The 11,382-nt window shown below is 71.6% G+C and carries 11 protein-coding genes; 5 read left to right on the plus strand and 6 right to left on the minus strand.

The genetic code is table 11. The annotated features are described in order from the left end of the window. From ACTIGN_RS23395 to ACTIGN_RS23415, 5 genes are all read right to left on the minus strand, one after another. On the minus strand, positions 1–1,323 hold the full coding sequence (locus ACTIGN_RS23395; protein ID WP_439628356.1) for a DUF1501 domain-containing protein: 1,323 nt from the start codon (positions 1,321–1,323) through the stop codon (positions 1–3). 92 nt (positions 1,324–1,415) lie between these two features. Next, positions 1,416–2,954 (minus strand): DUF1549 and DUF1553 domain-containing protein, encoded by a 1,539-nt coding sequence (locus ACTIGN_RS23400; protein ID WP_439628358.1) that lies wholly within the window; start codon positions 2,952–2,954, stop codon positions 1,416–1,418. A 39-nt stretch (positions 2,955–2,993) separates the two neighbouring features. Beyond that, on the minus strand, positions 2,994–3,977 hold the full coding sequence (locus ACTIGN_RS23405; protein WP_439628360.1) for a DUF1559 family PulG-like putative transporter: 984 nt from the start codon (positions 3,975–3,977) through the stop codon (positions 2,994–2,996). A gap of 10 nt (positions 3,978–3,987) precedes the next feature. Beyond that, positions 3,988–4,416, minus strand: coding sequence for a hypothetical protein (locus ACTIGN_RS23410; RefSeq protein WP_439628362.1), 429 nt, complete (start codon positions 4,414–4,416; stop codon positions 3,988–3,990). A gap of 38 nt (positions 4,417–4,454) precedes the next feature. After that, the gene (locus tag ACTIGN_RS23415; RefSeq protein WP_439628364.1) at positions 4,455–5,468 is read right to left on the minus strand and encodes a DUF1559 family PulG-like putative transporter; all 1,014 of its coding nucleotides are present in this window, start codon (positions 5,466–5,468) and stop codon (positions 4,455–4,457) included. A gap of 275 nt (positions 5,469–5,743) precedes the next feature. Here ACTIGN_RS23415 and ACTIGN_RS23420 point away from each other — a divergent pair, with 275 nt between their 5' ends. From ACTIGN_RS23420 to ACTIGN_RS23440, 5 genes are all read left to right on the plus strand, one after another. After that, positions 5,744–6,358: a DinB/UmuC family translesion DNA polymerase gene (locus ACTIGN_RS23420; RefSeq protein WP_439628366.1), complete on the plus strand. Its 615-nt coding sequence runs from the start codon at positions 5,744–5,746 to the stop codon at positions 6,356–6,358. A 187-nt stretch (positions 6,359–6,545) separates the two neighbouring features. Beyond that, positions 6,546–6,848 (plus strand): hypothetical protein, encoded by a 303-nt coding sequence (locus ACTIGN_RS23425; protein WP_439628367.1) that lies wholly within the window; start codon positions 6,546–6,548, stop codon positions 6,846–6,848. A gap of 203 nt (positions 6,849–7,051) precedes the next feature. Beyond that, the gene (locus tag ACTIGN_RS23430) at positions 7,052–7,864 is read left to right on the plus strand and encodes a hypothetical protein (protein WP_439628368.1); all 813 of its coding nucleotides are present in this window, start codon (positions 7,052–7,054) and stop codon (positions 7,862–7,864) included. Continuing rightward, positions 7,845–9,941: a hypothetical protein gene (locus tag ACTIGN_RS23435; RefSeq protein ID WP_439628370.1), complete on the plus strand. Its 2,097-nt coding sequence runs from the start codon at positions 7,845–7,847 to the stop codon at positions 9,939–9,941. The genes ACTIGN_RS23430 and ACTIGN_RS23435 overlap by 20 nt, the downstream gene beginning before the upstream one ends. After that, positions 9,938–10,567 carry a hypothetical protein gene (locus ACTIGN_RS23440; protein WP_439628372.1) on the plus strand — a complete coding sequence of 210 codons (630 nt, stop codon included), beginning with the start codon at positions 9,938–9,940 and terminating at the stop codon, positions 10,565–10,567. Before ACTIGN_RS23435 ends, ACTIGN_RS23440 begins: the two co-directional genes overlap by 4 nt. A 299-nt stretch (positions 10,568–10,866) precedes the next feature. On the opposite strand, the gene ACTIGN_RS23445 is transcribed toward ACTIGN_RS23440, so the two are convergent. Continuing rightward, the gene (locus ACTIGN_RS23445) at positions 10,867–11,121 is read right to left on the minus strand and encodes a hypothetical protein (protein ID WP_439628374.1); all 255 of its coding nucleotides are present in this window, start codon (positions 11,119–11,121) and stop codon (positions 10,867–10,869) included. Between the last annotated feature and the right edge of the window lie 261 nt (positions 11,122–11,382).

The following is an 11,382-nucleotide window of genomic DNA, read 5'->3' on the forward strand; positions in this document are numbered from 1 at the left end:
TCACAGGACCTCCTTGATCGGCTTGGCAGCGGGGTCGGCGATGCGGATCGGCCGGCTCACGTTCGACAAGTTCTGTTTGGTCGGGTCGATACCCACGGCCTTCACCACGGTAGCGATCAGGTCCGGGGTGCGGGTCGGCTCGCCGTCCACGGCCATGCCGTCAGCGGTCGTCTTGCCGACCGCCTGGCCGCCCTTGATGCCGCCGCCCGCGAGCACCGCGGACCACGTCGCCGGCCAGTGGTCCCGGCCCTGGGTGCCGTTGATCTTCGGGGTCCGGCCGAACTCCCCGTGGCACACGATCAGCGTGTCGTCGAGGAGCCCGCGGTCCTTGAGGTCGGCCAGCAGGGCCGAGAACCCCTGGTCGAGCGTCCCGCTGAGCCGCTCGACGGAGGTGAAGTTGTTGTTGTGCGTGTCCCACCCGCCGAGGGTCACCTCGACGAACGCGACGCCGCGCTCGACGAGCCGGCGGGCCAGGAGGCACCCCTGACCGAACGTGCCGCGGCCGTACTGGTCGCGCAACTCGGCCTTCTCGTCTTCGTGGCGGAACGCGGCCGCGGCCTCGGGCCGCATGAGCCGCACGGCCCGGTCGGTCGCGGCCCTGAGGGTCTCGGCGACCGGCGCTCCGCGGCCCGGGGTGAAGTCCTTTTCCAACCCGGCGAGCAGGTCGAGCCGCTTCGACTGGTTCGCCTCGCTCACGCCGCCCGGCCGCTGGAGGTCGGGCACCTTCAGGTCGCCGCCCCCGTCACCCCCCCCGCCGTTCGCCCGGCCGCCCCCGCCCACAACGAGCGGCGAGTACTTCGGCCCGAGGAACCCGCCGCCGATGGAGCCCTCGCGGCCCCCGATGCTCACGAATCCGGGCAGGTCCGCGTCCGGGTCGGACAGCTCGTGCGACACGAGCGAGCCGATGGCCGGGAACTGGATCGCGCCGACCGGCGCGTACCCCGTGAGGCCCACGAGGGTGGCCCGCTGGTGATCGCCCTCCTTCGTGCCCATCGAGCGGACGAGCGCCACGTCCTTCATCTGCCTGGCGAGCTTCGGGAAGTGCTCGCTGATCCGCACCCCGGGCGCGGCGGTCTCGATCTCCTTGAACGGGCCGCCGTTGGCGTGGCCGGGCTTGAGGTCCCACATGTCGATGGTCGCCGGGCCGCCGGCGAGCCACAGCAGGATCACGGACTTGTGCCGCTTCGGGCTCCTGGCCGCGTCGACGGCCAGCGCGCCCATCCAGCCCGACCGCGACGCGCCGACGGCACCGACCGCCGACAGCCGCAGCCAGTCTCTTCGGGAAGTGCGGAGTGCGGAGTGCGGAGTGCGGAGTGAAGACATGAACGTCCCCCAGGTGAAATGATTCAGTGGCGAGCGGGGCGGGTCGGAGCGGGTTTCATTCCGCACTCCGAACTCCGCGCTCCGCACTCGGGTCAGTGGTTCGTGTTGAACTCGGTGCTGTTGACGAGTGCCCAGAACACGTCGCCCAAGGCGCGGCGCGGGTCACCCTCGGTGCCGCCGGCGTCGACGTACTTGACGAGCGCGTCGGCCTCCTTGGCGGTCGGCTTGCGGCCCAGCACGGCCAGGAACAGGGTCTCGACCTTGCCGCGGGTGTCGAGGAACGGCGCGTCGGCGGCCCCCGCGAGGGTCGGGTTCTTGGCCGGGTCGGTCAACTCGCTCGTGAGCCGCCCGTTCATCAGCGACAGCGCCTGCACGATGGACCGCTCGGCGGTCACGGCCCGCTCGACGTGGAACTGCGCCGCGAACCGCTTGCGGGCCTCCAGCCCGAGCCCGCGGCCGGTGTCGTCGCGCTCGGGCGGGAGCCCGGCCGCGGTGCGGAGGCTGTCGTAGAGTTGCTCGCCGGTGAGCCCGCGGACCGGCATCCGGGCGAACAGCCGCGAGTCGGTCGCCCCACCCTCGGGGAGCGTCGCCGAGAGCTGGTACGCCTTCGTCTGCACCAGCGCCCGGGTAAGGAACTTGGTGTCGTACCCGCTGGCGACGAAGGCGTCGGCCAGTTCCTTGAGCAGGTCCGCGTGCGGCCCGGTGCTGCCGCTCTCGCCGCTCAGGTCGTCGAGCGGCTCGACCAGGGCCGTGCCGTACACCTGTGCCCACATCCGGTTCACCGCGTTGCGGGCGAAGTACGGGTTGTCCCTGCCGGTGAGCCACGCCGCGAGCAGCTCACGGCCGGTCTCGGGTGCGACCGCCGCGGGCCACTTCGGGGCGGTGCCGTCGAGCAGTTCGGCCCCGAGCACCCGCTTCGTGTTCGGGACCGGTAACTCGGGCCGTGCCGCCACCCCGTCCTTGTTCTGGGGCGGGGCGAAGAACGCGGCGGTCTGCCAGAACTGGTCCCGGGTCCACCGGGCGAAGGGGTGGTCGTGGCACTGGGCGCAGTCCAGGTTCACCCCGAGGAACGACCGGGTGGCGTTGGCCGCGAGGTTCTCGGGCTTGTTCTCGCTGGCGAGGAAGAACGACACCGGGCTGACCGCGCCCCGCGGCGGGGTTGCGGTCGCCTTGAGGGTGAGCAGTTCGCGGACGACGCGGTCGTACGGCACGTTCTCCTGCACCCGCACGGCCACCCACGCCTCGAAGTCGTCGGCGAGCCGCGCGAACTCGGACGTGTCGGCCTGCGGTACCATCGTGCGCCGCCAGAACGTCGCCATGTGCCGCGTGTACCCGCCCGAGTCGATGAGGCGGTTGACGAGCTTCGTTCGCTTGTCGGGCGAGGCGTCGGCCAGGAACGCGCGGGTCTCGGCGACCGTGGGCACGCGGCCGACGAGGTCGAGCGACGCGCGGCGGAGGAACGTCGCGTCGTCCGCGACCGCGGCCGGCTTCGCCCCGGCCTTCTTCCACCCGGCCTCGAGCCGGGAGTCGATCACCGCGGCGAGCTTGGCGGGGTCGGCCGACTCGGCGGCGCAGGCGACCGACGGGGCCGCAGCCGCGGCTGCGAGCAACAGGGTTCGGAGCAGTCTCATGGGGTAGCTGTCCCTGCGGATGATTCGAGGGGGACGGGATCAATAGTCGTTCGGCCCGATCAGGTGCCCGTCGTCGCGGTTGACGAGGTAGATCAGGGTCAGCGGGTCGAGGTTCTTGCCGCAGAACCGGACCGAGCCGTCGCAGAGGAGGACGTGCGCACCGGCGGCGTGGAAGGCGTACACGCCGCTCTGGTTGTTGCCGTTGACGGAGGTGTCCGTGCGGTCGCCGCAGGGCGGGCCGCCGTCGGCCCCGGTCGGCCCGAACACGATCGAGCCCCACCCGGCCCACATGCCCCGGGCGTTCGCGGCCATGCCGAACTGCGCCCCGTCCCCGTCGCGCCGCTTGCCGGCCTGCCAGAGTTGGGGCCGGCCCGCCTGCTCGGCGACGAGCAGCGTGCAACTCAGCCCGTCGGAGATCTTCGTGAGCGGCATGGGGACGTTGTCGGTCATCGCTTGCCGCTGGTTCCCCCCCATCGCGTCGGCCACGGTCGCGTTCAGCCCGTACCCGGCCGCCGGCGCGCGGACCCCGTTCGAGGTGATGTAATCGTTCACCCCGCCCTCGACCTTGAACGGTGTGTCCTTGTTGGGGTTGTCGGCCTTCGCGCTGGCCTGGGACTGGATCGGGGTCGTCCGGTTCGGGGGCGACGCGGGGCATAAGAACGCCTTCACCTGCGTCTCGACCACGGGCTTGTTGCCCGGGTCGAAGCAGTCGAGTTTGAAGTTGTACTTCTTCGCGAGTTCGGGCTCGTTGATGTGCGGGAGAATCTGCGTGCCCCAACCGCCGTACGGCGCGCCGTCGTTGAACCCGGTGCGGCGCGGCGGGAACCCGCCGTTGACCTTCTCGTACCCCAGGCACCCCTGGCCGATGGTGCGGAGGTTGTTCCGGCACTGTTCGCGCGCCGCGTCCGCCCGGGCCGCCTGCACCTTCGGCAGCACGAGCCCGGCCATCAGGGCCGCGAGGCCGGCGGCGACCAGGAGTTCGGTCCTGGCCGCCCCGGTGCGCGAGAACGAGTCGGTTCGCATGGCTCCCCTTCTACTTTCGCTTCAAGTTAATGGGCGGGACCTTATTGTCCCCCGCGGCGACGTTCACCTTCGCCGCGGGAGTCTCGACCCGATCGTACCTGCCCTTGAGCCGATCGCCGCCTTCAATTTTCTCTTCGCCGGGCCTGGTCGGGACCGTCTCCGGCCAGAACACCGTGACCGCGTACTCGCCGGTTCCCTGGACGGACATCGCGAAGGTGCCGTCCGCCGCGACTTGCGCGACCGACGGGCGGTTCACCTTGTTCAGGTCGGTGAGGGAGTGAAACCGGATCGTGGCACCCTCGGGCGGAACCCCGTCGACTTTCAACGTCCCGGACACCGGGTGCCACGGGTCCTCGGGCGGCGGTGGGCCGCAGCCGGCGGCCCCGGCGAGGGCCGCGCCGACTACCCAGAGGCCGACCGGCCTGACGATTTTCAACATCCACCCCACTCCGCGGTCGGTGATTGTCTGGGCCGCCGTCAGTCGCCGGCGATCACTTCCCCGCCGTTCTTCGTCGCCATCGCGAACAAGGTGGTCACCGGGAGCGAGGTCGTCAGGTAGCGGACGCTCCCGTCGCACATCGCGACCCCGGCGGTGTTGTCGTGGAACCCATAGAGTCCCTGCGAGTTGTTGCAGTTGACCGCACAATCCCAGCCGGCGGGCGTGGACCCGTTCGGGTGCGTCCCGCCGTTCGCGACGGTGACGTAGTTCGCGGGCTGCGTGTACTGCGCGCCGTACCCCTGGAGGGTGAACGAGCAGATCCCCACCCACGCCCCCCACCACCCCGGCTGGTCCATCGTGAAGTCCGTGTCGGGGAGCTTCTTCGTTCCGACGTAGTGGTCGGGGTAGCCGGCGTGCTCGAACAGGATGATCGTGTTCGACAGCCCGTCCGTAACGGTAACCATGCGCCGGTCGACACTCGCGCCACCCCCGAGGACGGTGTCCTTCGCGCCGGTGGACGGGGTCGCGTACTGGGAGTTCAGGGCGTGGCAGACCCAGTAGTCGTTCGAGTACCCGGTCATGATCGTCGGGTCGTTCGGATCGGTGGTGTCACCTGTCGCGGTGTAGTACTTCCCGTAACTCGTCCCGGTCGAACCCGACTTTCGCAGTTTCATCAGCGGGGCGACGGGCGACGCGGGGCACCGGGCCACCTTGAGCGGCGTGTTCGCGGCGGCCTGGTTGGCGGGATCGGCGAACGACTTGGTGAAGGTGAACACCACGTTTCCCTGCTCCAAGAAGGGCAGGAGCTGGGGCATGTGTCCCTGGGCCGCCGCCGCGGACGTGATGCGGCTGTAGACGAACTGGTTGTTCGCATCGTGGTGCGTGTGGATCGCCAGCGCGACCTGCTTCATGTTGTTGGCGCACTGCGTCCGGGCGGCGGCAGCGCGGACCTTCTGGACCGCCGGGAGCAGGAGCCCGAGCAGGATCGCGATGATCGCGATCACGACCAGCAACTCGATCAGCGTGAAGGCGTGGCGAACCGGGCGGTCCATCGTGGTCTCCGCGGTGCTGGGAAACGGGCCGCGTCCGTAAGGAGGACGAAACAGGGAGCGAAGCGCGTGGACACCGCCTAGCAAACTCCGCGCCCAAGTGGCCGACAACGCCCCAGGCGTGGTTTGGGAGGACGAATCTCCCTCTGCGACAGGCCACGAGGAGGAGGCAAGACCACCGTCTTGCCAGCGCTGGCCACGGCATTGCCACCGGGCCGCCCAGCGGCGGGCGGCCCGGCTCGCTCCGTACGGCATCCGCACCTGCCTCGACTTCGCGCTTGGCCGACGGGAGACTCATCAAGCAGTTGCTGACCAAGACCGGCTACGAACTGTGGTTGGAGTTGAACGGGCACCCGGTCACGCCGATCCGGCCCGAGCGGTACCCGCATCAGGTGTTGGCCCGCGGCGGGAGCCTCATGGGGAACGTCGAGGACCCGGCGGTGCTGTGGGCGTGGTGCGTGCGGCACACCGAGCGGCTCATCGAGGAGCTGCACTTCCACCACGTCCGCACCGACGCGCTGGGCGTCCACTTGAGCTGGAAGGACGGCGCGTCCACGGCCGGCCTGTGCAAGCTGCCGGTCCCGTCCGACCGGCTCGACGAGCTGCTGGACGCGGCCCGCTCGGCACTGCGGCGGGCGTACCGGCCCGACCAGCCGGCCACGCACATGCACGTCGTCGCCCCGAAGTTGCGTCGGGCGCGGGGGTTCCAGCTGAGCCTATTCGACCCGCCGGACCCGAAGCGGGAGGCGGTCGCGCGGGCGAAGGCCGCGGTCAACGAGCGGTACGGGCGGTTCACGCTGCGGAGCGCGGCGACCCTGTACCTGCCGGCCGTGTACGCGGGCCCGGCGAACAACTTCGACATCTGCGACGTGCGGGGCAAGGTGTGCTTCTGAGGTGGGGTGGGGGGCTCGGCCGTGTGTTCCGCGATCGCCCTCTCCACCAGTGACCTCCCGCTCGCGCTCCTCGAGCAGCACGGGCTGGGGGACCGGGTCCACGACCGCGGCGGCGAGCGCGAGGTCCGGTTCTACTGGCAGGCGAGCCCGACCGTGCTCCCGGTGTGGGTGGGACGGGCGGCTCCGGGTGGTCCGGTGGGGGAACCGGGACCGGGCCGAGCGGAAGCTCCCCCCGACCGAGTGGACGTGGAAGGAGCCGGTGGAGGAGGGCAAGTGGTCGGCGCTGTCCCCCGAGCCAGTGCTCGTGCCGGCGACGTACGGGTACGCCAACGGCGTCTGGTACCGGGTCAAGCAGGGCGTGCAGGGCGTCCTCGTTCACGACCGCACGGGCTGTCCGGTCGTGTTCCTGGTGACCGAGCCGGCCACGCGGTACTACCGGGTCATGACCCGGGCCGAGTGGATGCCGAGCCTCGTCGGCGAGGTCATCTGACCCGTGTCGGGCGTGACCGCCCGACCTGCCGGGTCGCCAAATGTTCAAATCGTGTCCCGCCTCTTGCGGCGAGCGAACCAGCGCCCGACAATCGCTCCCGTCAACCGCACCAGATCCCGCCCGGCGTCCCGTTCGCGAAAGGTCGAGTCGTGGCGAAGGTGAAATCAGCAACCGACCCCTTGGCCGCAGGGCTCCGGGCTGCCATGCAGAGCCTCCCCGCACTGCTCCCTCTCGTGGGAGCCAAGGGGAGGGCTCTGTTCACGAAGGGCGATGCGGCGGCCGCGGAGCAGGCCGTTGCCGCGGGCTACCTCGTCAAGCGTGAGGTCGCCCCGCCCGCCGCGAAGGGGCGGAAGAAGGCCGCGGTCGCGTACGGGGTCATCACCGAGTCCGGCGCGCGCAAAGCCGCCCTCGGCGGCGGGGGCGACGAGATCCAATCGACGCTGACTGACCTACAGGGCTCGGTGGTGCGACTCGGCGCCCTCAGCACGGCCGCGGCGGAGGGCGTGGCCGCAGCGATCGACAGCGCGGCCGAGACCTGTGCCTCCGCGCTTCGGTCCGCGGTCGCCGACCTGCGCGCCGAAGTGCTCGCCGCGGTGGCGACAGCCACAGGGTCTTCCTCCGCTGACCCCGCCCCGCTGCTCGCAGCCATCCGGAGCGCCCTCGACCGGGTCGTGGCAGAACCCACCGTCATCAGAGTTCCGGTCGTCGCGGACGCGCCACCCGCCGCCCCCCAAGTGGTCGGCGGGGATTCCCTGCCCGACGAGGTTGTCGCGTTCGTCACCGCCGTCGCGCGGGAGCGGTCCGTGGGGTGCGGCTTCGTCGAGTTGTACGACCACCTCCGCGCGCGGCACCCGGGCCTGACGATCGGCGCGTTCCACGACGCCCTCCGGGGGCTCGACGACGCGGGCCGGGTCCGCCTCAAGGACTGGCCCCGGATGCTCGACGAGTTGCCCCGGCCCGAACTCGCGCTCTTCGTCACACACACGGTGATGTACCATGTCCAGCCCGCCCAGTGACGCCCCCAGGGCCGCGACCGAAGACGCCGTGTTCGCCGCGGCCCTCGCCGCCGTGCGCAAGGGGGTCAACCCGTTCGCGGCCCAGGTGGCGGCGGTCGGCACGGCCGAGGAGAGCCTGCTCGGGGGCGTGCCCGAGTTCGCCGAGGCCCAGCTCCAGGAGCTGCTCGACGTCATCGGGACGTACCGCGACGGCCGGCCCGCGACCCAGGTGTTCCCGGTCCTCGGGGAGCGCGGCGCGGGCAAGACGCACCTCTTCTACTCGCTCCGCAACGAGCTGAAGCAGCTGGCCGGCGAGCGCGGGGAGGAGACGCTCCTCGTGGTCGTGGACCGGCTCTCGCCCGGGATGGACGCCACCGACTACCTGCTCTGGCAGATCGCCAACCACTTCCTCGCCCAGAAGGGCGAGGGCGGCCGGATGCTGAACGTCATCGCCGGGCGGCTCACGGCCCGGTTGCTCGGCGAGGCCCTCCGGCAGCTCGCGCCCCACCAGAAGGCCGAGCTGGTCCCGTCCGGGGGGTTCTTCTCCTCACTCGGGTTCGGGGCGTCGAAGGTCCAGGCGCGGATCGACGCCGTGGACGACGTCGCCCGGCAGTGCGATGCCAAGCACCCGACGGCCGCCCAGGTCCGCTCCGCCGTGGAGGGCGCGGGGGTGAAGCCCGAGACGGCCAACGACGTGGTCGCCCGCCACCTCGACCGGACCGAGTCCAACGACGTGGTCGGGTGGCTCCGGAAGGAGCTGTACAAGCGGCTGGCCCGGGTCGCGCTGCTCGGGGACCGGGAGCCGTTCGAGGAGCTGCACATGGGCGGCTTCGACGACGCCCGGGCCAACGTGAAGAACGCGGGCAACCTCGGGCGGCGGATGCTGGAGACGTGGCTCGAGTTGCTGGCGGTACTCGGCGTCCCGGTGGTGATCGCGTTCGACCAGCTGGAGGACTACGTCAACGCCCCCGACAAGGAGCAGGAGCGGCTGAACCGCAAGTTCTTCACCGACGCGACGGCCAAGTTCATCAACGAGCTGCGGAGCGTGTGCCTGCTGGTGTTCGCCAACGAGACGTTCTGGATCGACCTCATCAACGCGGCCGAGCCGTTCGTGAAGGAGCGGCTCACGCAGCCGTTCACGCTCCCCGGTCGCCCGGCCCGCGCGCACCTGAGGATGCCCGACTCGGTGCCCCCGGAGTTGATCGAGAAGGTGGTCCAGCGCCGCCTGCGTCTCAAGTTCCCGGACCTGGACCTGACGGGCCTCCCCCCGACCTTCCCGTTCGACGCCGGGGCCGTCAAGCAACTCGCACGCGAGCGCACCATTCGGACGCTCCTCAGGGGCCTGGCGAAGCGGTACGACGAGATCGTCTACCCTCTACCCGTGAAGCCGGGCGCACCGACCCCGCCACTGGTGGTCTCCCCGCCCAACTTTCGGAAGCGTCTCGAGGACTTGTGGCGCGAGAAGGTCGCCGCCGCCGCCCGGTACCTGGAGTCGGAGGTCACCGTCGGGGCCGCGTTCATCCCCGAGGTGCAGAACGCGCTCGGCGGGTGGCTCCAGGCCCTCCACCAGAACCAGCTGACGGGGGCCGGGCCGTGGCACCGGGTCGAACTGGTGACCGACACGGCCCTCGGGGCGTACGGGTACCTCAGCGTGGTCCGGACCGAGGGCCGGAACGCGCCCGGGGTCGGGGTGGCCGCGTGGCTCGGCCAGCGGCGGGGCTTGCCCCAGGACCTGCGGCAGCGGCTCGAGTTCTTTGACGCCAACCCGTGCCCGATCCGCACCCTGGTCATGCTCCGGGCCGAGGGAGAGGCGGTGTTAAGCGGCGCCGAAACGAAGCGGGTGTTCGACGCCGCCCGGGGCAGGAAGCGGGACGTGCGGGTCCAGGCGTACGAGCCGCGGCACCTCCACGCCCTGCTGGCCTTCACCCCGTGGCAACAGACGGCGACCGAGGAGCTGAAGGCGGCCGCCGAGACCGACCCGACGGCCGGGCAGGTGTTCCGGGACTACCTGGCGGACCTGTCGAAGGAGTTGCTCGGGTGGGTGGACCAGTGGCGGCTGCCCCGCGAAGGGGGCGGGGCGAAGGGGGCCAAGTCGTGACCCCGACGGCGCCCGCCGGTGAGGGTGCGGTCCCCGCGTGCGACGATCCGCCGAGTCTCCGCCGCCGGGGACCCGCCCGACTGTACCTGAGGTTGCGGAACGGGAACACGCCGCGGATCGCCCGCGGCCGGGTTCACGTCCGTGCCGGGCGCACGCTGATCGTCACCGTGACCCCACCGACCCTTGAGGCCCGGGTCGAGATCAGCTCGGCCCCGGGCCTGTACACCGAGGTGAGCCCGACCCGCGTCGCGGCCGGGCCGGTTTCCGAGTACCACGCCGAGTACGCGGGGCACTTCTACAAGCTGTCGCTCCCCTGGCCCTACACGGTCAAGTTGTGCGTCGCGGTGCTCGACGGACGCCCGAACCCGTACCGGGCGATGGTTCCGGTGACCGTGTGGCCGTCCCTAGGCCGGCTGGTGACCTGGTGGCTTGCGGTGTCCGTCGGCGTCCTCGGGATCCGGTGGCAGAACGCCCTGGCGCAGAGCGCCTCCGTCGGGTCGGTCTTTACGCAGGTGGCCGACGACCTGTCCTTCGCCGGCGGGGTTCTGCTGCTCGGTGTGCCCGTGCTCGGGGTGCTCCAGGCGCTGTGGCTCCTGATGACCCTCAGGCCGCCCGAGGACACCTGATCGAGTCCGAACCTGCGAGCCGCCGGCAGCGTCTTCCCGCAACCCGGAGGAATTTTCGGCTTGGCAGCGGGGTCGGCGATGCGGATCGGCCGGCTCACGTTCGACAAGTTCTGTTTGGTCGGGTCGATACCCACGGCCTTCACCACGGTGGCGTCGCGCGTTCACGCACCTCGAGCGGCCCCGCGACCCCCACCGCGGCCCGCGGAACTTCCCGCTCGCCTGAGCGGCGAGCCCCCGCGGCCCGCCCCCGGGCCGCCGACGACACGGCCGGGGAGGTCACGCGCTTCCGGACCGGAGCGTCACCGGGGGGCGGTCTCGCCGGCGATGCGGACCGCGGCGATCGCCCGGGCCAGGGCCTCGATCGCGGCCGGGTCGGCCGCCCGGGTCACGGCGATGTGCAGGTCCAGGGCCAGCCGGGACCGCTCGCCCGGGGCGAGCCCCGGCCCGATGCCCTCCAGCACCCCGCCCAGCACCGCCTGGCGCGGGCCCGAGCGGGTGCCCGCCAGGGCCGCGGTGACCCCGCGGGCCGCGGCCGCACCGAACGCGACCAGCACCTCGGACAGGGCGGCCCGACGGGCGGGGCCCGGGTCCGGAGCAGTGCGTCGACGACCGCCCCGACCACGACGGTCACGGTGCCTCCGGGCTGGTCTGTCGCGAGCCTTGGAACGTGCTCGCGGCGCCACTCCGGGGACTCGGCTACGAGCCGGTCGATCAGCACGTCCAGGGCGGCCGCGGTCGCGGGGGCGGGGCCGGGCGGAGCCGGGGCCGGGCGGGGCGGTCGGCGCGTCGGCCGGCCCGTCCACGGCCCGCAGATC

It is taken from the genome of Gemmata sp. (genome assembly GCF_051859125.1).
Taxonomy (GTDB): domain Bacteria; phylum Planctomycetota; class Planctomycetia; order Gemmatales; family Gemmataceae; genus Gemmata.